The organism is Synechococcus sp. N26 (assembly GCF_900473975.1).
Taxonomy (GTDB): domain Bacteria; phylum Cyanobacteriota; class Cyanobacteriia; order PCC-6307; family Cyanobiaceae; genus Parasynechococcus.
Map to the genome: position 1 here is coordinate 220164 of NZ_UCNM01000002.1, position 22793 is coordinate 242956.

22 protein-coding genes are annotated in these 22793 nt (G+C 61.9%); 15 read left to right on the forward strand and 7 right to left on the reverse strand.

Features of this window, described 5'->3' with window-relative positions; all coding sequences use genetic code 11:
* Positions 1-2 precede the first annotated feature (2 nt).
* Positions 3-653: a diacylglycerol/polyprenol kinase family protein gene (locus DXY33_RS01205; protein ID WP_115131405.1), complete on the forward strand. Its 651-nt coding sequence runs from the start codon at positions 3-5 to the stop codon at positions 651-653.
* 16 nt (positions 654-669) lie between these two features.
* Here DXY33_RS01205 and DXY33_RS01210 read toward each other — a convergent pair whose 3' ends face one another.
* A complete protein-coding gene (locus DXY33_RS01210) occupies positions 670-1737 on the reverse strand; it encodes a 3-deoxy-7-phosphoheptulonate synthase (RefSeq protein WP_115131406.1) in 1068 nt (355 codons plus the stop codon).
* Between the two features lie 96 nt (positions 1738-1833).
* Here DXY33_RS01210 and acnB point away from each other — a divergent pair, with 96 nt between their 5' ends.
* The 3 genes from acnB to DXY33_RS01225 are packed head-to-tail and all read left to right on the forward strand — an operon-like array spanning position 1834 to position 7511.
* Positions 1834-4416, forward strand: coding sequence for a bifunctional aconitate hydratase 2/2-methylisocitrate dehydratase (gene acnB / locus DXY33_RS01215; protein ID WP_115131407.1), 2583 nt, complete (start codon positions 1834-1836; stop codon positions 4414-4416).
* 18 nt (positions 4417-4434) lie between these two features.
* Positions 4435-5880 carry a ClC family H(+)/Cl(-) exchange transporter gene (locus DXY33_RS01220; RefSeq protein WP_115131408.1) on the forward strand — a complete coding sequence of 482 codons (1446 nt, stop codon included), beginning with the start codon at positions 4435-4437 and terminating at the stop codon, positions 5878-5880.
* A gap of 56 nt (positions 5881-5936) precedes the next feature.
* Positions 5937-7511 carry a radical SAM protein gene (locus DXY33_RS01225; RefSeq protein WP_115131409.1) on the forward strand — a complete coding sequence of 525 codons (1575 nt, stop codon included), beginning with the start codon at positions 5937-5939 and terminating at the stop codon, positions 7509-7511.
* Here DXY33_RS01225 and DXY33_RS01230 read toward each other — a convergent pair.
* A complete protein-coding gene (locus tag DXY33_RS01230) occupies positions 7498-8778 on the reverse strand; it encodes an O-antigen ligase (protein WP_115131410.1) in 1281 nt (426 codons plus the stop codon). The two genes, DXY33_RS01225 and DXY33_RS01230, sit on opposite strands and share 14 nt — an antisense overlap.
* A complete protein-coding gene (gene purU, locus DXY33_RS01235) occupies positions 8775-9629 on the reverse strand; it encodes a formyltetrahydrofolate deformylase (RefSeq protein ID WP_115131411.1) in 855 nt (284 codons plus the stop codon). Before purU ends, DXY33_RS01230 begins: the two co-directional genes overlap by 4 nt.
* A gap of 74 nt (positions 9630-9703) precedes the next feature.
* Here purU and psbQ point away from each other — a divergent pair, with 74 nt between their 5' ends.
* Positions 9704-10153 (forward strand): photosystem II protein PsbQ, encoded by a 450-nt coding sequence (gene psbQ / locus DXY33_RS01240; protein WP_115081364.1) that lies wholly within the window; start codon positions 9704-9706, stop codon positions 10151-10153.
* A gap of 14 nt (positions 10154-10167) precedes the next feature.
* Positions 10168-11235 (forward strand): FAD-binding oxidoreductase, encoded by a 1068-nt coding sequence (locus DXY33_RS01245; RefSeq protein ID WP_115131412.1) that lies wholly within the window; start codon positions 10168-10170, stop codon positions 11233-11235.
* 44 nt (positions 11236-11279) lie between these two features.
* On the opposite strand, the gene dnaK is transcribed toward DXY33_RS01245, so the two are convergent.
* Positions 11280-13193, reverse strand: a complete 1914-nt coding sequence (gene dnaK, locus DXY33_RS01250) for a molecular chaperone DnaK (RefSeq protein ID WP_114988798.1) — start codon at positions 13191-13193, stop codon at positions 11280-11282.
* A 116-nt stretch (positions 13194-13309) separates the two neighbouring features.
* On the opposite strand from dnaK, the gene DXY33_RS01255 reads away from it, so the two are divergent.
* From DXY33_RS01255 to DXY33_RS12120, 4 genes are all read left to right on the forward strand, one after another.
* On the forward strand, positions 13310-14179 hold the full coding sequence (locus tag DXY33_RS01255; protein WP_115131644.1) for a shikimate dehydrogenase: 870 nt from the start codon (positions 13310-13312) through the stop codon (positions 14177-14179).
* A complete protein-coding gene (locus DXY33_RS01260; RefSeq protein WP_115131413.1) occupies positions 14169-14681 on the forward strand; it encodes a Tic20 family protein in 513 nt (170 codons plus the stop codon). Before DXY33_RS01255 ends, DXY33_RS01260 begins: the two co-directional genes overlap by 11 nt.
* An 80-nt stretch (positions 14682-14761) precedes the next feature.
* Positions 14762-15136 carry a 30S ribosomal protein S6 gene (gene rpsF / locus DXY33_RS01265; RefSeq protein ID WP_114988800.1) on the forward strand — a complete coding sequence of 125 codons (375 nt, stop codon included), beginning with the start codon at positions 14762-14764 and terminating at the stop codon, positions 15134-15136.
* 233 nt (positions 15137-15369) lie between these two features.
* Complete coding sequence (locus DXY33_RS12120) at positions 15370-15525, forward strand: hypothetical protein (RefSeq protein WP_170950890.1); 156 nt, start codon at positions 15370-15372, stop codon at positions 15523-15525.
* Here the strand turns inward: DXY33_RS12120 and DXY33_RS01270 are convergent.
* Together DXY33_RS01270 and DXY33_RS12125 are read right to left on the reverse strand one after the other, a co-directional pair.
* The gene (locus DXY33_RS01270; RefSeq protein WP_114988802.1) at positions 15517-16728 is read right to left on the reverse strand and encodes an argininosuccinate synthase; all 1212 of its coding nucleotides are present in this window, start codon (positions 16726-16728) and stop codon (positions 15517-15519) included. The two genes, DXY33_RS12120 and DXY33_RS01270, sit on opposite strands and share 9 nt — an antisense overlap.
* Positions 16728-16868, reverse strand: coding sequence for a hypothetical protein (locus DXY33_RS12125; RefSeq protein WP_170950881.1), 141 nt, complete (start codon positions 16866-16868; stop codon positions 16728-16730). The genes DXY33_RS01270 and DXY33_RS12125 overlap by 1 nt, the downstream gene beginning before the upstream one ends.
* 152 nt (positions 16869-17020) lie before the next feature.
* Between DXY33_RS12125 and DXY33_RS01275 the strand changes: the two genes are divergently transcribed.
* The 5 genes from DXY33_RS01275 to purT all read left to right on the forward strand — a co-directional run bounded on the left by DXY33_RS01275 (position 17021) and on the right by purT (position 20467).
* On the forward strand, positions 17021-17290 hold the full coding sequence (locus tag DXY33_RS01275) for a DUF3134 domain-containing protein (RefSeq protein WP_114988803.1): 270 nt from the start codon (positions 17021-17023) through the stop codon (positions 17288-17290).
* A gap of 137 nt (positions 17291-17427) precedes the next feature.
* Positions 17428-18462, forward strand: coding sequence for a phospho-N-acetylmuramoyl-pentapeptide-transferase (gene mraY, locus DXY33_RS01280; RefSeq protein WP_244275833.1), 1035 nt, complete (start codon positions 17428-17430; stop codon positions 18460-18462).
* Between the two features lie 309 nt (positions 18463-18771).
* A complete protein-coding gene (locus DXY33_RS01285; RefSeq protein WP_115094718.1) occupies positions 18772-19020 on the forward strand; it encodes a hypothetical protein in 249 nt (82 codons plus the stop codon).
* Positions 19020-19187 (forward strand): hypothetical protein, encoded by a 168-nt coding sequence (locus DXY33_RS12130; RefSeq protein ID WP_170950891.1) that lies wholly within the window; start codon positions 19020-19022, stop codon positions 19185-19187. The genes DXY33_RS01285 and DXY33_RS12130 overlap by 1 nt, the downstream gene beginning before the upstream one ends.
* 101 nt (positions 19188-19288) lie before the next feature.
* Positions 19289-20467 carry a formate-dependent phosphoribosylglycinamide formyltransferase gene (gene purT / locus DXY33_RS01290; RefSeq protein WP_115131645.1) on the forward strand — a complete coding sequence of 393 codons (1179 nt, stop codon included), beginning with the start codon at positions 19289-19291 and terminating at the stop codon, positions 20465-20467.
* Here the strand turns inward: purT and DXY33_RS01295 are convergent.
* Positions 20453-22576 (reverse strand): HAD family hydrolase, encoded by a 2124-nt coding sequence (locus DXY33_RS01295; protein WP_115131415.1) that lies wholly within the window; start codon positions 22574-22576, stop codon positions 20453-20455. The two genes, purT and DXY33_RS01295, sit on opposite strands and share 15 nt — an antisense overlap.
* Between the last annotated feature and the right edge of the window lie 217 nt (positions 22577-22793).

Sequence of the window (22793 nt, forward strand, 5' to 3'; positions counted from 1 at the left end):
ACTTGCTTTCCATCACCGGACCCATCGCCATCCTGACCTGGATGGTGATGGTGATAGCTGGCGCGGTGTTGTGCCGTCGGCTTCGGCCGAACCAACGGGAACTGAGCCGAAAAATTGTGCACATCGGAACCGGAGCCGTGGTTCCTTTGGCCTGGTTCTTTGAAATTCCCTTCGTTGTTGCCCTGCCTGTTGCGGCGGTGATCACCGTTGTAACGACGATCAACCACCAATGGCGCTTCATCCCCGCCGTTGAGGATGTTGATCGCAACAGCTACGGCACCATCGCCTATGGCATCTCAATCACAACGCTGCTTCTGCTGTTCTGGCCAACCCGAGCCGATGCGGTGTCCGCCGGGGTTCTGGTAATGGCGCTGGGGGATGGCCTTGCAGGGTTGGTCGGCCGCAACGTCGAGTCCCCGAAGTGGGTTCTGTTTGGTCAGACAAAATCAAGCATCGGCACGATGACCATGGCCGTTGTCTCAGGCCTGGTGCTGATCGGCTTGGCGCGATGGTCGGGGGCGGACCTGTCCCTGCCAGCAGCTCTTGGCATGGTGGCCATGGCAACCGGTTTGGAGCAGCTCAGCTGGAGCGGTCTCGACAACCTCAGCGTTCCCCTCAGCGTGGGGATGCTGTGGAGTCAACTGGTGGTTTGAACCAAGGCGTTGATGCTCAGGCGGTAACCGTCTGTTTGCGACTGGCCACGGCCGCGGCCAGATCCTCCAACAGGGTTTCGGTGGTCTCGAGGCTGATGCAGGCATCCGTGACGCTCTGGCCATAGGTGAGCTGCGTCAGGTCGGCGTTGAGCTTCTGGTTGCCTTCCACCAGATGGCTCTCGATCATCACGCCCATCACGTGATTGGAGCCCCCCCGCAACTGCTCGGCAACGCTGGCCAGCACCTCCGCCTGTCGGCGGAAGTCTTTGTTGCTGTTGGCATGGCTGCAATCCACCATCAGACGATCCTGCAGACCGGCTTTACTCAACTCGGCTGCGGACTCCTGCACAGCTTCCAAGTGGTAATTGCTGCCCTGGCTGCCGCCGCGCAGCACCAGGTGACCGTAGGGATTGCCCGTGGTGCTGACGATCGAGGCATGACCATCGCGATTGATGCCGAGGAAGTGATGCGGCTTGGCTGCCGCCTGCATGGCATTTATCGCGATGTTGGCGCTGCCGTTGGTGCTGTTCTTGTAACCGATCGGCATCGACAACCCTGAGGCCATTTCGCGGTGGGTCTGACTTTCCGTCGTCCTGGCACCGATGGCGGTCCAGCTGATCAAATCAGCGATGTACTGCGGAACAACGGGATCGAGCAGTTCCGTTGCAGCAGGCATCCCCTCCCGGGCGAGATCCAACAGAAGTCCCCGGGCCCGCCGCAGGCCGGTGTTGATGTCGTAGGAGTCGTCGAGATGGGGGTCATTGATCAGTCCCTTCCAACCAACCGTGGTGCGCGGCTTCTCGAAATACACCCGCATCACCACCTCGAGCTGATCCTTCAGGCGCTCGCGGATCGGAGCCAGGCGCTGGGCATACTCCCGGGCAGCCTTGACATCATGAACAGAGCAGGGGCCCACCACCACCAGCAGACGCTGATCACGGCCACTGAGGATCTCTTGAATGCGCCGGCGGGCTGACGCCACGGTCTCGAGCGCCGCCGCGTCCATGGGCAGCTCCTGATGCAACACGGCAGGGGCCACCAGGGGACGTGTCTCCACCACATGCAAATCGGAGGTGGTGGCCATGAGTGGACGCGAGACTCCGACCAAGGCTACGCACCCCGCTCACTGGCAACAGACACGGTCCGGAAGAATAGTGGTCATCCCTGAACAGAGATCTCCATGCTGAGCGCGTACCGCGAGCTGGCCGCCGCCCGGGAAGCCCAGGGCGTTCCCGCTCTTCCGCTCAACGCCGAGCAGACACAGGGACTGACCGAATTGCTGCAGAACCCTCCCGCCGGCGAGGAGGAGTTCCTGCTGCACCTGCTCAGCGAGCGGATCCCCCCGGGTGTGGATGAAGCGGCTTACGTGAAGGCCACCTGGCTCAGTGCCGTGGCTCAGGGAGACGCCAAGAGCCCCCTGGTGTCAGCACTGGAGGCCACCCGTCTTCTGGGAACGATGGTGGGGGGATACAACGTCGCCGCTCTGATTGAGCTGCTGAAGCACTCCGACGCTGCGCTGGCTGGCTGTGCTGCTGAGGGACTCAGCCGAACGCTGCTCGTCTACGACGCCTTCAACGAAGTGATGGATCTGGCGGCGGACAACCGCTTTGCCAAGCAAGTTGTGGACAGCTGGGCCGCAGCCGAGTGGTTCACCGCCAAACCCGAACTGGCCGAGAGCATCACCGTGACGGTGTTCAAGGTTGAAGGCGAAACCAACACGGACGATCTGTCACCGGCCACCCACGCCACCACCCGGCCGGACATCCCCGTCCATGCCCTGGCGATGCTCGAGACCCGCGATCCGGAGGGCCTGAAGACCATCGCGAGCCTGAAAGAGAAAGGCCATCCCGTGGCTTACGTCGGTGATGTGGTGGGAACCGGCAGCTCCCGCAAGAGCGCCATCAATTCGGTGCTCTGGCACACCGGCAATGACATCCCCCATGTACCCAACAAACGGGCGGGCGGCGTGATCCTCGGCGGCAAGATCGCCCCGATCTTCTTCAACACCGCTGAAGACTCCGGTGCCCTGCCGATCGAATGCGATGTCACCGACCTGAACACCGGTGATGTAATCACCATTCGCCCCCACGCCGGCACGATCGAACGGGACGGCAAGGTGGTGAGTCGGTTCGAGCTGAAGCCCACCACGATCAGCGACGAGGTGCGGGCCGGCGGTCGCATCCCTCTGATGATCGGTCGCGCCCTCACCGACAAGGTGCGCGCCAAGCTTGGCCTCACTCCTTCGGATCTGTTCATCCGCCCCTCAGCCCCGGCAGACACCGGCAAGGGCTTCACCTTGGCGCAGAAGATGGTGGGCAAGGCCTGCGGTCTTGCAGGCGTCCGACCCGGCACCAGCTGCGAACCGCTGATGACCACCGTCGGCTCCCAGGACACCACCGGCCCGATGACGCGGGACGAGATGAAGGAACTGGCCTGCCTGGGCTTCTCCTCCGACCTGGTGATGCAGAGCTTCTGCCACACCGCCGCCTATCCGAAGCCGGTGGATCTGCAAACCCAGAACGAACTGCCCGACTTCTTCGCCCAGCGCGGTGGCGTGGCCCTTCGGCCCGGTGACGGCATCATCCACAGCTGGCTGAACCGGATGCTTCTGCCCGACACCGTCGGCACCGGCGGCGATAGCCACACCCGCTTCCCCCTCGGCATTTCCTTCCCAGGCGGCTCTGGGGTGGTGGCCTTTGCAGCCGCCATCGGCGCCATGCCACTGGACATGCCTGAATCGGTGCTGGTGCGCTTCAGCGGATCCCTGCAACCGGGCGTCACGCTCCGGGACGTGGTGAACGCTATCCCCTGGGTGGCCATTCATCGGGGACTGCTCACCGTTGAAAAGGCCAACAAGAAGAACCTGTTCAACGGCCGGATCATGGAGATCGAAGGTCTACCCGACCTGAAGCTGGAACAGGCCTTCGAACTCACCGATGCCAGCGCCGAACGCTCCTGCGCCGGCTGCACGATCAAGCTCTCCGAAGACACGGTGAGCGAATACCTGCGCAGCAACGTAGCGCTGCTGAAGAACATGATTGCCCGCGGCTACAGCGACGCCCGCACCCTGGCCCGCCGGATCAAGGAGATGGAGGCCTGGCTGGCGAATCCCCAGCTGATGAGTGCTGACGCAGACGCGGAGTACGCGGAAGTGCTGGAGATCAACCTCGACGAGCTCACCGAACCGGTGGTGGCCTGCCCCAACGATCCCGACAACGTGAAGCTGCTCAGCGAGGTGGCTGGTGACCCTGTGCAGGAGGTGTTCATCGGCTCCTGCATGACCAACATCGGCCACTACCGCGCCGCGGCCAAGGTGCTGGAAGGCGCCGGCCAGAACACGGCGCGCCTGTGGGTCTGTCCCCCAACGCGGATGGACGAAGAGACCCTCAAAGAGGAGGGCTACTACGCCACCTTCGAGGCCGCCGGGTCCCGCATGGAGATGCCGGGTTGCTCTCTCTGCATGGGCAACCAAGCCCGCGTGGAGGACAACACCACCGTGTTCTCCACCAGCACCCGCAACTTCAACAACCGCCTGGGCAAGGGTGCTCAGGTGTACCTGGGCAGTGCCGAACTGGCCGCCGTCTGCGCCCAGCTGGGACGCATTCCCACCCCGGAGGAATACCGCAGCATTGCGGCCGAGAAGATCGATCCCCTCTCCGACGAGCTCTACCGCTACCTGAACTTCGATCAGATCAGCGGCTTTGAAGACCAGGGGCGCGTGGTCAGTGCTGACGACGAAGCAACCGTTCTGGCTCAGGCCTGATTCCGGATCACCTCATCTGTGCCATCCCTGAGCGAACCCAAGCAACGACGCCACCTCCTGGGCTCCAGCCGGAGCATCAGGAGGTTGTTGGAACGCCGCTGGCTGGTGGTGGTTCTGGCTCTGGCGCTAACAGGCCTTGGGGCTGCCATCACCGGCCTGCTGTTCACCAGCGGCATCAACCTGCTGCGGGATTGGCGGCTCGACCTGCTCGATGAATTTCCAGCCTGGGTGGTACTCCCCGCCCTCGGCGCCATCGGCGGCATGGTCTCGGCCTGGTTGATCACCAACCTGTCTCCAGCCGCTGGCGGAGCCGGGATCACCCACATCATGGGCTTCCTGCGCCACCGATCGGTTCCGATGGGGCTTCGGGTGGGCCTGGTGAAACTGGTGGCCGGCATCATTGCCATCGGCTCTGGTTTCCCCCTGGGCCCGGAAGGCCCCGCCGTTCAGATGGGCGGCTCCGTGGCCTGGCAGATGTCCCGCTGGCTGCGGGCACCGGTGGCCTTTCGCCGGGTGATTGTGGCCGCCGGTGGTGGTGCCGGTATTGCCGCCGTGTTCAGTGCTCCCATCGGTGGATTCATCTACGCGATCGAGGAGCTGCTCCACTCCGCCAGGCCCGTGGTGCTGCTGCTGGTGATCATCACCACCTTCTCGGCCGACACCCTGGCGGATGTGCTGGGCTTTCTCGGCCTCAACCCCGGGGGCGGCGGGCTCAACAGCACCATCGGGTTTCAACTGGAACGGGAGTACACCCCCCTGGTGCGCTTCCTGCCGGTGGATCTGCTGTATCTGGTGGCTCTCGGTGTGGTGATCGGTGTGCTGGCGGAGCTTTACACCCGCTACGTGCTCACCATGCAGCGGCAGGGCAACTGTTGGTTCGGAGACCGTCTGATCCTGCGCATGACCGTGAGCGGGCTCGTGCTGGGCTGCGTCTATGCAGCCCTGCCGGATGCCTTCCATAACCCCAGCGAACTGAAGCACCTGATTGGAGCCGGCAAGGCTGATATCAGCCTGGCCCTCGCCAGCTTTGTGGTGCTCTTCTTCAGCACCGGACTGGCGGCGGGCTCAGGAGCGCCAGGGGGACTGTTCATGCCGATGCTGACGCTGGGAGGGGCCATTGGCCTGGCCGGTGGTTCCGGTGTTGAGGCCCTCACCGGCCATGTGCCCACCACCTATGTGTTCGCGGGAATGGGCGCCTTCGTTGCAGGCTGTTCCCGCACGCCAATCTCGGCGATGTTCCTGGCCTTTGCCCTCACCAAGGATCTGCTGATCCTCAAACCGATCCTGGTGGCCTGTCTCACCAGCTTTGTGATCGCCCGACTATTCCACCCCCACTCGATCTACGAGCGTCAGATGGCCATGGAACTCGACGCTGAAGATCGGATGGCCATGAAGCTCAATCGCTACAGACGTCCGTTCACGCCGCCAACCCCACCATCAGGCCCAACAGGAGGCCCCAGCTGAACCAGGAAACGCTGCTGTTCGATCCGGCCACACCGGAACCCGGAGCCCTGCGCACGGTGCTGGCCTTTCCCAGCACCTACACCGTGGGCATCACCAGCCTCGGTTATCAGATCGTCTGGTCCACGCTGGCGATGCGGTCCGACGTCGACGTGCGCCGGCTCTTCACTGATCAAGGAGATCCACCCCACAGGCACTGCGACCTATTTGGGCTTTCTCTCAGCTGGGAACTCGACGGACCAGTCCTGCTCGATCTGCTGGAACAGCAGCGCATCCCGATCTGGAGCCACGCGCGCACCGACGAGCATCCAATCGTGTTTGGTGGCGGACCTGTACTGACCGCCAATCCCGAGCCCCTTGCACCATTTTTTGATGTCGTGCTGCTGGGCGATGGCGAGGATCTGCTGCCCGCCTTTATCGATGCCCTTCAGAGCGTGAAGGGCCAACCCCGAGCCGAACAACTGCAGCATCTGGCCCGGGTGCCGGGGATCTACGTGCCTGAGCTCCATGCACCCCGCTATGCAGCGGACGGCACCCTTTTGGGGGTGGCACCGGTGGATGCAACTCTTCCAGAACGGGTGGCCAAACAGACATGGCGCGGCAACAGCCTCAGCCACTCGACGGTGATCACGCCGGAAGCGGCTTGGCCTGACATCCACATGGTGGAAGTGGTGCGCAGCTGCCCGGAACTGTGCCGCTTTTGCCTGGCCAGCTATCTGACCCTGCCGTTCCGAACACCGTCGTTGGATGACGGGCTGATCCCGGCCGTGGAAAAAGGCCTTAAAGCCACCAAACGCCTCGGGCTGCTGGGAGCGTCCGTAACCCAGCACCCCCAGTTCGGCGATCTACTGCATTGGCTAGCCCAAGATCGTTTCGATGACCTACGCGTCAGTGTTAGTTCCGTGCGGGCCGCAACGGTCACTCCGAAGCTGGCTGCAGTGTTGGCAGGACGAGGCAGCAAATCCCTCACCATCGCGATCGAAAGCGGCAGCGAGCGCATGCGCCGCGTGGTGAACAAAAAGCTCAGCGGCGAAGAAATCGAAGCCGCCGCCCGCCATGCCAAGCAAGGTGGCCTCAAGGCCTTGAAGCTCTACGGAATGGTGGGACTTCCCTGTGAAGACAACGACGATGTGGAAAGCACCGCAGCGCTGCTGCTGAGCCTTAAGAAAGGCACCCCTGGGCTGCGCTTCACCTTGGGGGTGAGCACCTTTGTGCCGAAGGCGCACACCCCGTTCCAATGGCAAGGGGTACGCCCTGAAGCGGAAAAACGCCTGAAGCTGCTGGCGAAACGTCTCAAACCCAAAGGCATTGATCTGCGCCCGGAAAGCTATGGCTGGAGCGTGATTCAGGCCCTGCTGTCTCGAAGCGACCGGCGCCTGGCCCCCGTGATCGCTGCGGTGCGCGGCTCCCAGGAAAGCCTGGGGGGTTGGAAAAAGGCCTACCGAGCGGCCCTGGCCGGTGAACTTCCTGAAGCCCGCAGCGCAGGCGTTGTCTTACCGCTGCCTCCCAGTTGGGAGAGCGTGGTGCACGACGAGTGGGCCTCTGACACGGTGTTGCCCTGGTGCCATCTCGATGGCCCCTTGAGTCAGGAGAAGCTGCAGGAACACAGGCAAGAGGCCCTCAACCTGGGCTGAACGCTGCCGTCTCGGTCTGCCGAATCCAACTGCGCAGTCCGGCCAACAGAATCCAACCGGCAATGTTTATGCGGCTGTCAAAGAACGGCATATCAGTGCCGTGAAGCACCACCAGCACCAGCACCGCAGCCCACCAAGCACGATCAAACAAACCCATGCGGCTGCAGCGCAAGGAGACGATCAACAACACCAGCACCAGACCCACCAGCGCAAGCGCCGCCGGCACCCCACTGCTGACCGCCAGCTCCAATGGCAGGTTGTGGGAATGGCCATGCCATTTGCCCGTGCGCAAGGGGTACAGCACAGAAAAAGCGGCAGCACCCCAGCCCAGCCATGGGCGTTCAGCGATTAACTGCAAAGCCACACCCCACTGACTGAGACGGGTAGAGGCCAAGACACGCTCCCCCGCATAGCGGCTGTCGCTGAGCCGTGACCACACCGACTCAGGCACCAATGCCCGGGCAGGGTCCTGGAGCAGCTCCGGGACACCGGGCCACACCGCCAGCAGAACAGGGATCAATCCCAGGGCCAACAGGGGTAGCAACCAGGGCCAACTCACATGTCCAAGCACCAGGGGCAACGCCAGCACCAACGCGCCCCAGCCGTTGCGGGACTCCGTGAGCACGAGAGCCGTCACCAAAGCGACAGCCAGGATCAGCACAACACTCCGACGACGGCGATCGAGTCCGGGTTGCACCAGGGCCGCCAGCATCAACGGCCACACCAGCGCCAACCAGGCCGCGGCGATGTTGGCGTAATCGAACAAACCCGACAGCCGGCCCTCCGGCTCACCTCCAGGAGCCATGAACCAGATCACCAGGCCCCCCAAGAACTGCCAGGGGCCCTGCCAACCCAACCACAACTGACCCAATCCAGTCACCACAACAGGCACCGTGCCCGCCACCATCCAGAGCGCCGTTCGGCGGCGCGCCCCCGCCTCCGCCACATAGGGCTGGAACCCCCAGAATCCCCAAAAGAAAGGAAGCCAATTAGCCAGACCTGCCCAAGCCAGGTCAGCACGCAAGGCGCTGAAACAGCCGAGCAACATGAGCCCGCCAGCCAACAGAAGCGGCCAGTTCCAGCGGTCATGCCAGTAGGCGCATTCACGACGGAGGCTGCCCAGGACCAAGGCCGGCACAAACAGCAGGCTTGCCAGCAACACCGACGAGGGAAGCAACAGCAGTCCGAGCTGAAACAAGCACCAACCCCAGGGGGATGCGGCGACCGGACAGTCGCCTCTCAGCCATGCGTACAGACGTGCCGTCATGCAAAAACAGCGGTACGCCCGCGATAGACCATCACCTGACGGCGCAGATGCAAGCGAAGGGCCCGCGCCAAGGCAAGGCGTTCCGTGTCACGGCCCTTGCGGATCAGATCCTCCACTTCGTCCCGATGGCTGACGGAAACGGTGGTTTGCTCAATGATCGGGCCGTCATCCAGATCTTCGGTGACGTAGTGGGCTGTAGCGCCGATGAGCTTGACCCCACGATCCCAGGCCCGGTGGTACGGCTGAGCACCCTTGAACGCTGGCAGAAACGAATGGTGGATGTTGATCACCTGGGGGAAACGCTCGAGGAAATCACTGCTCAGCACTTGCATGTATTTGGCCAGCACCGCAAGTTCAACCTTGTTCTGTTCAAGCAGCTCCAGGATCCGCTGCTCCGCTTCCGCTTTGGTGTCCCGACTGACGGGAACACAAACAAACGGAATCTCAAAGGATGCACACAGGGGTTCCAGATCCGGATGGTTGGCGATGACCAGGGGAACCTGCATCGGCAGCTCCTCGCTTTGAACCCGCCAGAGCAGATCCTGCAGGCAGTGGCTCTGCTTGCTGGCAAAAATCGCCACACGCGGATACTCGTCTGAGAAGTGAAGCTGCGCTTCGCCACCAAGCCGCTGTCCCAGAGCCTGAGCCGCTTCAGGAAGCACATCGCGGGGAATGCCGAATCCATGGAGCTGCCACTCAATCCGGCTGAGAAACAACCCAGCCCCCGCATCCGTGTGGTGATCGGCATGACAAATGCTGCCGCCGTTGGCCGCCACCCAACCCGCCAATTCGCTGACCAAGCCCGGCCGATCGGGGCAGATCATCTGAAGGATGACGGTGGCGTCACTCACAACAACGCTTTGAAAAACAAAATTCTCCCGCGCAGGAGGGGCTGGTTAAAGTCGCAGGGAAATTTTCGATCACCATGCTGAAGGCTCTGAGCCGCCTTGCCGCGTTCTGCCTCTGCGTCGCTTTGAGCCTGGGTCTGATGGCCCCGGCTGCTGCCAATGCTGCCGGCATCAGTCCTGACGACCTGGGCGTGATCCGCCGCCAGGCCGCAGCCTTTGAAGACGCAAAGTCCCGTCTGCCTGATCTGGCCCGGCTGGTGAGTGAAAAGGATTGGGTATTCACCCGCAACCTCCTGCATGGCCCCATGCAGGAAGTGAGCCGGGAAATGCTTTACATCAATCAGCGCCTCGACAAGAGCGAGCGTAAGGAAGCCACCAAGGTGGCCCGCTCCCTGAAAGAAGCTCTGGCTGATCTGGATGAAGCGGCACGCCTGCAGGACTTCAGCCGTCTGCAGAAGTCCTACAGCGCCGTGGCTGCCGGATTTGATGCCTACAGCGATCTGATCCCCGCAGAGGCCTTCAACTGAACCGCTCCATTGGAGTGATTGGTGCCGGGGCCATCGGCCTCGGCACCGCCTGGCATCTGGCCCAGCAAGGGCACGATGTTTCTGTTTACGACCCTCGCCTGAACCAGTGCGTTGATCGCGAGGGATCAGCAAACGATTTGAGTGGAACCTCTGCATCCCTCGGGGTGCTGATGGGCCACGTGTTTCGACGCAGCAGCGGGCGGGGCTGGAGGCTGCGCCGCCGGAGCATGGAGCTCTGGCCGCAGTGGATCGAAACGCTGCAGGCTCACCAACCAGAGCTCAAACTCCATCCGGGCTTACTGCAAATCGCCGAGGACGAACAAGCGGCTAAGCGGATGGAAGCGCTGGCCGCCCAGCGCGTTGACCTGGGCCTGGAGATGGTCACCAACGCCGACCTGGCAGCGGTCTGGCCGACGGCCAGGCACGGTGGCCTGCACTCGCGCCACGACGGTCGTGTGGATCCCTTGCTACTGCAACGGGCCCTGCGACAGGCGCTGGCAAAGCAAAGCGTGGAGCTGAATGCCACGGCGGTGGTCCATCTGGAGCGCAACGACAACCACTGGCATGTGCATCGCGCCGATAGAGACAGCTCCGTTCACAAGCTTGTGGTGCTCTGCACGGCCCTGAGCTCGGACGTCTTGCTGGAACCGCTGGGCCAGGCCCGACCGATGACACCGGTGTTGGGCCAGGCCCTGTCACTGGAACTGACAACGGGTCCGACAACGTGGAACAACTGGCCCTCGGTGCTGGTGGATCAGGGCTTCAACCTGATTCCAACCGCACCCGGACGATTGCTACTCGGAGCCACCGTGGAACCGGGCGATCGCGCTTCCGAGGATCCTCTGACGCTGATGCGCAACCTGAATGAGCGAGCACCGGAGTGGCTGCGCTCAGCCAAGGTGGTTGGCCATTGGAGTGGCCTACGGGCCCGGCCCGTGGATCGCCCGGCCCCTCTGCTAGAAGAGCTGGAACCCGGGTTGATCCTGGCCAGTGGGCACTATCGCAACGGCGTTCTGCTCACGCCTGGCACCGCCGAGTGGGTCGCCGCTGAACTCGAGCAGAGATCACTTGAGCAGGCATAAAAAAAGGGCCCCTCAGGGCCCTAGTGCGTAAGGGAATCACCCGTTCACTTGGTCTCGGTGAACTCCGCGTCGATGACGTCGTCACTGGCATCGCCACCACCGGCGTTGGCTCCGGCACCGGCGTCAGCACCAGGCGCACCAGCACCAGCTGCAGCCCCTTCTTGCTGATAGACGGATGCGCCCACGGTGTAGAGCTCCTGCTGCAGTTCCTCCAGCAGGGTCTTCATCGCGTCGTAGTCGTCCTTCTCGGTGGCTTCCTTGAGCTTGAGGCGCTTCTCTTCCAGCTTCGCCTTGGCGTCAGCATCAACCTTGTCGCCCAGTTCTCCCATCTGCTTTTCAGCCTGGTAGACGAGGGTTTCGGCCTGGTTCTTGAGGTCGATCTTTTCGCGCTTCTCCTTGTCAGCACTGGCGTTGGCCTCGGCGTCCTTGACCATCTTGTCGACCTCGGAATCCGAGAGGGTCGACGCACCGGTGATCGAGATGGACTGCTCCTTGCCGCTGCCCTTGTCCTTGGCGGTGACGCTGAGGATGCCGTTGGCGTCGATATCGAAGGTCACTTCGATCTGAGGCACGCCCCGGGGAGCCGGGGGAATGCCATCGAGACGGAAGGTTCCAAGCGACTTGTTGTCGGATGCCATCTCGCGCTCACCCTGGAGCACGTGGATTTCCACGTTGGTCTGACCATCCACAGCCGTGGAGTAGGTCTCGGTCTTCTTGGTGGGAACCGTGGTGTTGCGGGTGATCATCTTGGTCATCACACCGCCGAGGGTTTCCACACCCAGGGAGAGGGGCGTGACGTCGAGCAGAAGGATGTCCTTCACCTCGCCGGCCAGCACACCGCCCTGAATGGCAGCACCGACAGCCACCACTTCATCGGGGTTCACCGTCTGGTTGGGGTCTTTGCCGGTGATGCGCTTCACCAGTTCAAGCACGGCCGGGATGCGGGTGGAACCACCCACCATCACGATCTCGTCCAGCTCGCCGGAGGACAGCTTGGCGTCCTTGAGCGCCTGCTCCACAGGCATGGCGCAGCGGTCGATCAGCTTGGAGGCCAGTTCCTCGAACTTGGCGCGGGTGAGGGTGAGATCCAGGTGCTTGGGACCCTCAGGCGTGGCTGTGATGAACGGCAGGTTGATCTCGCTCTGGGTGGCGTTGGACAGCTCAACCTTGGCTTTTTCAGCGGCTTCGGTGAGGCGTTGCAGGGCTTGCTTGTCCTGACGCAGATCGATGCCTTCGTTGGATTTGAAGGTCTCGGCCAGGTGATCAACGATCACCTTGTCGAAATCGTCACCACCGAGGTGCGTGTCACCAGCGGTGGACAACACCTCAAACACGCCGTCGCCAACTTCCAGAACGGACACGTCGAAGGTGCCGCCACCCAGGTCGAAGACCAGGATGCGCTCGTTGCTCTTCTTGTCGAGGCCGTAGGCCAGAGCCGCAGCGGTGGGCTCGTTGATGATGCGCAGCACCTCGAGGCCAGCGATCTTGCCGGCGTCCTTGGTGGCCTGGCGCTGGGAGTCGTTGAAGTAGGCGGGAACGGTAATCACCGCTTGGCTGACGGTTTCACCGAGGTACTTACCGGCGTCCTCGGCCAGCTTGCGCAGCACCTGGGCGGACACCTCTTCAGGCGCGAATTGCTTGTCGAGAACCGGGCACTTCACCTTCACGTTGGAGCCGGCCTTTTCGACGCCGTAGCTCACCTCTTTCGATTCCTCGTTCACCTCATCAACCCGACGGCCGATGAAACGCTTGACGGAATAGAAGGTGTTATCCGGGTTCATCACCGCCTGACGTTTGGCGATCTGACCCACCAGCTGATCCTGGTTCTTGGTGTAAGCAACCACGGAGGGCGTAGTGCGGAAGCCCTCGGCGTTCGCGATCACGGTGGGCTTGCCGCCCTCCATCACGGAAACACAGCTGTTCGTGGTGCCAAGGTCAATGCCGACAACCTTGCCCATCGGTGCCCACCTCCAGAAATGATGATTTGAATGGGCTCATCCTCCACAGGAGACCCGGTGACAGGCGAGGTGTGGTTCCCGAACAGGCAGGCTGGTGGAGCGATCCGGCCCTGGCAATGATCAACGGCGACACCAGCCTTGTGGGCCTGCTTGGCAATCCAGTGCGCCACTCGCTTTCGCCGGTGATGCAGAACGCCGCCATCGAAAGCATGGGGCTCAACTGGCGCTACCTGGCCCTGCCCTGCACAAGCGAAAACCTTGATCAGGTGTTGAACGGTCTCAGGGCCGTTGGCTGCCAGGGCCTCAACGTCACCATCCCCCACAAACAAGCCATCGCCGAGCTCTGCGAGGAGCTGAGCCCACTGGCGAAACGGCTCGGTGCCGTCAACACCCTGATTCCGGGAGCGGGCGGTGGCTGGTTCGGCACCAACACCGACGTGGAGGGCTTTCTGGCACCCCTCGGTACCAACGACACCTGGGCAGGACGCCATGCCGTGGTGATCGGCTGCGGCGGATCAGCTCGAGCCGTGGTCGCCGGTCTGCAGACCCTGAACCTCAGCAGCATCACCGTTGTTGGACGGCGAAGCGAGGCACTGCAAGCCTTCATCACTGATCTGCAGCAGAGCCACGCCCCCCTGACGGCCTGTCTCGACACCGCTGTTCAGCTCAACGAGAGCGTGGCTCAAGCGGCTCTCGTGGTGAATACCACCCCGGTGGGAATGGCCCAGCACGGTAACCCCGAGGCGATGCCACTGGGGGCCGAGCTCTGGACAAACCTGAACGGAGAAGCGGTGCTGTACGACCTGATCTACACACCAAAGCCCACCAGCTGGCTCGCCGCTGGGCAACAACGGGGCCATCGCTGCATCGATGGTCTTGAGATGCTGGTGCAGCAGGGCGCTGCCTCGCTGCGGCTCTGGAGTGGACGCGATGACGTTCCTGTCGAGGCGATGCGGAGCGCCGCCGCGACTGCTCTTGCGACCTAAGGTCCAAACAATCCCTAGCTCCACCGTGCAGATTCCCCTCTGGCAGCGGCTGCTTGCACCGCTGGTGTACCTGCTCCCCTGGAGTGATGCCATTCCCTTTGGCCTCGGGGCTGACGGCATGTTCAACCAGATCCCGTTGCTGAGGCTGCTGATCGTTCCTGCAGTGCCGCTGATCCAATTGGATCGGGGGGTTCCCTTCGGTGGCCTGCTGCTGTTCTTCGTGCTGTTTCTTGCGGTGGTGCGGAATCCGGCCGTTCCCTACTTCCTGCGCTTCAACACCCTGCAGGCCCTGCTCACCGACATCGTCATCGTTGTGCTGAGCTTCGCGTTTGGGATCCTTCTCCAACCGATTGCCGGAGGCAGCCTGCTGCTGAGCACCCTGTCCAGCACGGTTGTGGTGGCGGTGCTGGCGATCCTTCTGTTCGCCCTGGTGGAGTGCTGGCGCGGTCGCGAACCGGATCTGCCCGGCATCAGCCAGGCCGTGCGCATGCAGCTCTACTGAAGCTTCAGGGGCACGCCAGGGGATATGGTGTTGGATCCGTCGCTCACTTCGGTGAGCCTGATGCCCCTTCGGTGCTGCCCATGACGCACGATCCGTATTACGAAACCATGTACATCCTTCGTCCGGACATTCCGGAGGAGGAAGTTGAAAGCCATCTCACCAAGTATCGCGACATGCTCGTGGAAGCTGGTGCCGACGTGCTGGACAACCAGATGCGTGGCAAGCGCCGTCTGGCCTATCCGATTGCGAAGCACAAGGAAGGCATTTACGTGCAACTGAGCCACAACGGCGATGGCCAGCACGTTGCTGTTCTCGAGAAGGCAATGCGCCTCAGTGAGGATGTGATCCGCTATCTAACCGTGAAGCAGGAAGGTCCCCTTCCCGCACCTCGGGTGATGCCGGGCAGCGAAGCTGCTCAACAGCAACAGGCCGAAGCCGCTGCATCAGCTGACTGATCAGCATTGTTGGATTCGTGGGTGGGCGATACCGTCCGCCCATGGATTCGAAACACGACCACCCTCAACCAACCGAACCTGTTTGGAACGAGCGTCATGGCGACGCTGAAGTGATTCGGTTGCTGAAACAGAGAATTTCCGAGCTCTAGGGCGAGATCGAGGCCTACAACGAGCTTCTGGCCGAACTGCCGGACGTCTTTGAACGACGTTTCCAACAGCGGCTTGAGCCGTTGATGGAGCGTTATCAACTGCTGGCTGAACAGGTTGATCAAGACCGGATCGAACGGCCTCAGCCAGCCCTGCCTGGAAGCTCAGAACCGGACAACGTTGTGCGTTTTCCGGGCCTGAGGCTTCTCAACTTCCTGCAGAAGCGGCAGCGCTCAGCTTGAACGGCGCTGGGATGCTGACCAGAGTCGGGTCGGCAGACCCCAGACGTAGATAAAGCCCTCTGCAGCGCGGTGATCGAACTGATCCTCACTGCCGTAAGAAGCCATTTCGGGGACGTACAGGCTGCTGTCGGCTGAACCGCGGCCGGTGACCGTGGCCGTTCCCTTGTGCAGCCGGAGACGAACGACACCATTGACGGTGGTCTGGGTGCGGTCCATGAAGCCGTCCAGAGCATCCTTGAGAGGGCCAAACCAAAGGCCCTGGTAGACGAGATCGGCCCACTGCATTTCCAATTGCCGCTTGCTGCGCAGCACATCGGCGGCCAGGGTCAGGCTTTCCAGTTCCTGGTGGGCCTGGATCAACAGCAAAAGGCCAGGCGTTTCGTAGATCTCCCGGGATTTGATCCCCACCACACGGTTCTCGATCATGTCGAGACGGCCGATGCCATGGGTGCCCGCCAGGCGGTTGGCTTCACGGATCAAGGCCACCGGGTCCAGCTGCTGACCGTTGATCGCCACAGGATTGCCTGCTTCAAAGGCAATCTCGATCTCTTCAGAGGCATCCGGAGCCGCCTCCACCGATCGCGTCATCGCAAACACCTCCTCCGGCGGAGCCACCATCGGGTCTTCAAGGGGTCCGGCTTCGATGCTGCGGCCCAGCAGATTGAGATCGATCGAGTAAGGCGACTTCTTGCTCACCGGTGCGGGCAGACCAAAGCGTTCGCCGTAGGCGATGGTCTCCTCACGGCTCATGCCCCACTCACGGGCTGGGGTGAGCACCTTGAGGTCCGGTGCCAACGCAGCGATGGCCACATCGAAACGCACCTGATCATTGCCCTTGCCTGTGCATCCATGGGCAACAGCATCGGCACCCACTTCCCGGGCCACCTCCACCAGGCGCTTCGCGATCAAAGGCCTCGCCAGGGCCGTGGAGAGGGGGTAACGGCCTTCGTAGAGGGCGTTGGCACGAATCGCCGGAAAAGCGAAATCCTTGATGAAGGGCTCAATCAGATCTCCCACGAGCGACTGACTGGCACCCGCATCCAGCGCTTTCTGACGAATCGGCTCCAGCTCATCGCCCTGGCCGAGATCAGCGGCAAAGGTGATCACATCCTCAACACCCCATTCCTGCTTGAGGTACGGGATGCAGACACTGGTATCAACTCCCCCGGAATAGGCGAGTACCACCTTCTTGGCGCGGCCCATCAATGGGTCTCCTGATCACAATCGTCTGATTCTCTCGTCTCGCCGGCCGCCACCTGTGGAGAAGCCGCAAGCAACCATGCAGCCAACGCCGCAGCCGGAACAAAGACCAGCAGCAGCGCCAGGGTCCAGGAGGTCTGCAACGGTTCAGGCCGCTGCAAACCCCACCAATGCAGACCAGAGCTGATGATCAGGGCCAGACCCCACAGAAGAACGAGCAGCGCAGATTTGTTCAGTGGAGGGTCAAAAACAGCACATGGTCTATCTTGGTTGATTGGCCCGCGTCCCTCCCTGCATGAGCGCTCTGGTTGATTCAAACGCCCTGGACAGCGTCAACCCGTCCCTCACCCGCTACGGGCGCCGCGACCCTGCACCCGTGCTGCCCCTGCGTGAGGAGCCTGACCTTCTGTCCTGGCTGGAAACCAGCGGCCGTCTCGTTGCCGACGAAGAATCCGGTTCACCTGAGGTGAGCACCGTCGAAGAGGAGGAACTCTCCGCGCTCATGGGTGAGAAAGAGGATTACAACAAGGATGACGAGCAAAACGAGGAGCAGTGGGAGGACTGACGTCCCTCAAGCACTGACTGGTCGCCACTGAGCGACTCACCTAGGGTCCCAGCGACCAGTCCAGTGCAGCTTTGCAATCCACGGATTCGAACCACCGCCCTTGGTGGGAGAACGGCTCATTGAGTGCCAGCTTGCTGATGCTGGTGGTCTTGATGACCAGCTTTGCAGCCGACAAGTGGATCACCAATGCGCAACTGAGCCTGCCGCTCTTGATTTCAGCGGTCTGCGCAACAGCGACTGCAGCCTTGGGCATTCCCCTTCTGCGGCGCTTGAAGATGGGGCAGTTCATCCGTGAGGAAGGCCCCAAAGCCCATCAGAGCAAGGCGGGAACACCAACGATGGGGGGGCTTCTGGTGGTTCCCGTCGGGGTCATTCTCGGGAGCCTGATCACTCGGGACGCCGTAGCGTCACAACAACTGCTCAGCCTGGCAGCCCTGACCCTGGCGTTCATGCTGATCGGCGGCATCGATGACTGGAGCAGCCTCACCAAACACACCAATGCTGGCCTGACGGCACGAGGAAAATTGCTGCTGCAAGCCATGGCAGCCGCAGCCTTTCTGGCGATCGCTGCCTGGCAGGGCTGGATCAGCAGCAGCATTGCCCTGCCCTTTGGCCTTGAACTGCCCTTAGGGCTTCTGATCTGGCCGCTGGGGCTGTTTGTCGTTCTGGCGGAGAGCAACGCCACCAACCTCACCGATGGCCTGGATGGCTTGGCCAGCGGCTGCGGAGCACTGGTGTTTACCGGTCTGGCACTTCAACTGATGCTCCGGGGAGACAACGGAGATCCCGCCTTGGCTGGCTTCTGCATGACCATGGCCGGGGCATGGCTTGGGTTTCTGGTGCACAACCGAAATCCGGCTCGGGCCTTCATGGGCGACACGGGATCCCTGGCGATGGGAGCCGCCCTTAGCGGTGTGGCTCTGTTGTCCAACAGCCTCTGGCCCCTGCTGGTGATGGGAGGCGTCTTCGTCGCCGAATCCCTCTCAGTGATCATCCAGGTCTGGGTGTTCAAAGCCACGAAAGGAGCTGATGGTCAGGGGCGACGCTTGTTCCGCATGGCGCCGCTGCATCACCACTTTGAGCTGGGCGGCACCGATGAGCGAAGTGTGGTGCCCGCGTTCTGGCTGGTCACAGCAGGGCTTGTCCTCCTCGGACTGGTGCTGCGTCCCTGAGCGCTGATCTTTGATCCAATCCTGTGGAACCTCATGTCGAAGCGATCTCGAGGGTGCAGCGATTCAGATCACCCACCAATGAGATTGAACTTTGTTCACTCCTCACAAAGTCAATCCTTCTCATAAAGATTGACGCTGATTCACAAAAATGACCGACGTTTTAAGAATTTAGAGTGACCACAGCACAGTGACCTTAATAAAAAGAGGCCTAAACAACATAACCGGTACTCAGTGGATTTTGGATATCCAGAACGAACGCTTCGCGCCGCTCACATCCCTTAAAGTCGCGTTTTTGGGTGGCAAGGCAGGATGACCTACTTCACCTGGCGTGAATCCGGTCTCACAGCTGACTGCTCAAGCCTCGAGGCGATGGCTGCACGCTTTGAAGAGTCGGCCAGTTTGATGCGACGCATGTCGAGCGAAGGGTTCCAACTGGAGCGCCATGGAACGGAGCAGCGCATCACGCATCCCGATCCCACCGTTTTTGAAGCCTGGGGTTTCGTCAGCGAAGAATCACCGGTCCGCCAACTCACGCTGATCCCCGATCTTCAGAACTGATGGACAACCTGCTTACCAAAACCGCTGAGCTGCTCGCCAACGCCGCTGCGGATCCTGACCGGGTTCTGCGGTGGGTGCTGATCTACTTCGGTGTGTCGTCGCTTGGATTCATGGGCGTGTGGCTGATCGGCGAAGTGCGCCGTCAGAGCAGCACCGATTCGAACTGAGCCCCAAGAGGCTCGCTTCCACCGACCACTGCACCCAAGGCTGCGGAAAGTCTCAGGACTTCCGTTGATTGATGATGCAGGCAGGCCATACAAGGATGACCATGCCGTCGTTTCCACGCACCGTGATGCTGCTGGGCAGCGGGGAGCTGGGCAAGGAGGTGGCCATTGCTGCCCAACGGCTTGGCTGCCGGGTGATCGCCTGCGATCGCTATGCCGCTGCCCCGGCCATGCAGATCGCTGACGTGGCCGAAGTGCTGCCGATGACCGATGCCGATGCCTTGCTGGAGGTGGTCAGGCGCCACCAACCCGACGTGGTGATCCCGGAGATCGAAGCACTCGCCGTGCATGCCCTGGCGGAACTTGAACAAGAGGGAATCACCGTGATTCCCACGGCCCGCGCAACGGCCGTCACGATGAACCGAGACCGCATCCGCGACCTGGCGGCCGGCGAACTCGGTCTCCGCACCGCCCGCTTCGCCTATGCCTCCAGTGCTGAAGAACTCACAGCAGTGGCGGAACCACTGGGCTGGCCCGTCGTGGTGAAACCGGTGATGAGTTCCTCCGGCAAAGGCCAGAGCGTGGTGACCTGTGCAGACGATCTGCCCAAGGCCTGGGAGGCCGCCATGGCCGGTGCACGGGGCACCTCAACCCAGGTGATCGTGGAGGAATTTCTCCATTTCGATCTGGAGATCACCCTGCTCACCATCCGTCAGCGCAATGGCGAAACCCTGTTCTGTGCACCGATCGGCCACGAGCAGGAAGGAGGGGACTATCAATGCAGCTGGCAGCCCGCTCAACTCAGCGACCAACAACTGCGTCAGGCCCAGGCCATGGCCAAAACCGTCACCGACAACCTGGGCGGTGCCGGTCTCTTCGGGGTGGAATTTTTCCTCTGTGGCGATGAGGTGATTTTTTCTGAACTGTCGCCCCGGCCGCACGACACTGGCCTGGTGACCCTGATCAGCCAGAACCTGAGCGAGTTCGAACTGCACCTGCGGGCTGTTCTCGGTCTGCCGATCCCCACCATCACGGCAGCTGATGCGGCCGCCAGCCGCGTGATCCTGGCCCAAACCAACATGGACTCCGTGGCTTTTGAAGGGGTCGAACAAGCGCTCATGGAAGCTGACACCCAAGTGCTGCTGTTCGGCAAGCCCACTGCCCGCCCCGGTCGCCGCATGGGTGTGGCCCTGGCAAGGGGAGGAGATCGGAAGGAAGCACAAGCGAAGGCCGACAGGGCAGCCGCCTGTGTGACCGTGATTCCAGGATCAACGGCTGCCTGAAAACCGGTAGTGGGTTAAGCCATCCAGCACGGCTCCAACACTGGGGCGTTTCGAGACATACACCCGCTGCTGGGTCCGCTGGCCCAACAGGCAGGGATCGTGATCCGCAGGAACCACCGTGGCGGGCAAACCATCCAGCAACTCTCCATCCCCCTGCTGACTGGCCACCACGAGAACCTGCTGCAGGGGGAGCTGCCAAGACTGGGCCAGAAAACGGATGGCCTCACTGCGGGACGCGCGTTGGGGAAGAACATCCAGGAACCAATGGCAACGGAGCTGAGGTTCCGCCTGCAGACCATGGCGGCGAAGGCACTGACGGGCCAAACCAATCAGGCCGCGGTTGGAAGCACGCAACAGGTAGCTGACCTTGAAGGGACTCTGATGATCCGGGTCCTGAAGCTGAAGATGTTCCTCGAGTTGAGCCATCGCTGCGAGCACAGCGTCGCGATCCCAGGCTTGGCTGATGCGCTTCGCCCACACGGGATCTTCCGCGCAATCGGAGTTGTGGTGAATCTCGGTTCCAGCCCGACAGATCCAGGCCTTGGGGTCGGGAAGGTGCAACTCCTGGTAGCGCTGGCGCGCCTGATCCAGCGACCGCCCCGTGAGAATCACCAAACCTGTCGACGCGGCGAAGGGTTGGGCCTGAAGCCGATCGCGCAGATGCGCCAGGGAGCGTTCCTCCGGCAGCTCCAAGCAGCTGTCGAGATCTAGCGCCAACAGCCTTGAGACGGGGCTGGGCCGCCGCACCACCGACATTCCACGCACAGGTGACACGCGAACTTTCTGCTGCATCAGGGCGAGGTACTGACACACATGGGCATCCCAGCTGAAATGCCGACTGATGGCCTCAACCCCGTTGTCACTCCAACGGCGCCAACGGGAGCGATCACTGCCGGCCAATTCCAGGGCCTCTTGAAGTGCCCCGGGATCGGTGACATCTGCCAGAAGACCGTTGTCGCAACGGTGTTGGATGTCCCGTGGACCGCCATCGTCGGTGGCCACCATCGGCAAACCACAGGCCGCGGCTTCCAGAAGGGTGAGTCCGAAGGGTTCGGTCAACGCCGGGTTCACAAACAACCCCCCACGACGCGCCGCCCAGCGATAAAGGGCAGGGATTTGGGCACGGCTGTGTTGTTTGGGATAGGCCACCTGGCCATAGAGATCAAAGCGATCCACCAGATCGAACACCTGCTGGAGCACATCGCGCTGCTGCTTCTCGAGCTCACGCGGGTCATCCCGGCAGCCCAGCACAAGCACCAGGTTGTGACGCTGCCGCAGCACCGGCGACTGACCAAAGGCTTCCACCAGAGCGGGAATGTTCTTGCGCCGCACCGCACGAGAAATCGCCAGCAGGGGCGGACGATCCGGCTCCCTGAGGAAAGGCTGCAACAGGCTTTGCAACGCGGAGCATTCCTGCGATGAACCGTGGGGATGGAACCGGGATGCATCGACGCCAGGGGGCACCACCGACGCCTGATCCGCCTGAAAGTGGCCGTAGCGGCAGTACTGCTGATCCGCCTCCTGACGGGTGCTGGTGATCACCAGATCCGCCTGGGCGAGAGCACGCTCTTCGGCGTCAATGCGCCGGCTGATGGCATAGGTCTGCTCAAGTTGAGAGCGATCCAAGCCACCAGCCAGGAGACGACGCTGTTTCTCCCGGCCGAGGGAATGACCCGTAAAAACAAGTGGAATCCCCAACCGCTGACTAACGAGAGCACCCACCAGACCGGCATCGGCGTAATGGGCATGAATCCAATCCACCCTCTGGCCGGGCTGGCTCAGATGTTCCACCAGCTGATCAGCCAGCTCCTCGAGATGGGGCCAAAGCAACTCCTTGCGCAGATACCGCTTGGGTCCGAAGGGAAAGCGCAGGATGCGGGCCCCTGGAGCAATGGCTTCGACCCGTTGGCTGTAATCGAGATCTACCCGACGGTCCTGAATCAGCCGGGTGACCACATCAACCTGCTCAACCTCCGCCCGCTGCGCAAGGCTGCGCACGAGCTCCAGCACATACAACGTCTGACCACCGGTATCAGCATCCCGCCCCAGTTCGAGCTCATGGGAACGAAACAGACCGTGAAGGTGCAGATGCAACAACCGGATCCCCATTCACTCCCCTCACAAACAACAACGGGACACAGATTCGGTGCCGTTGTTTTTTCTTTAGAGGCGGAAGAAGGGGTTAAAAATAAAAAAAACCTTAGAAGGCTGGAAAGTAGAACCAATCTAAAAAGCCGAGTCACCCTGCCTTGCAAAGGATCCCGGCCCAAGAGGTAAAAGTCATGCCCCCGGCTTGATGTAACAAGCCAGCAACGTCAGAGTCAAT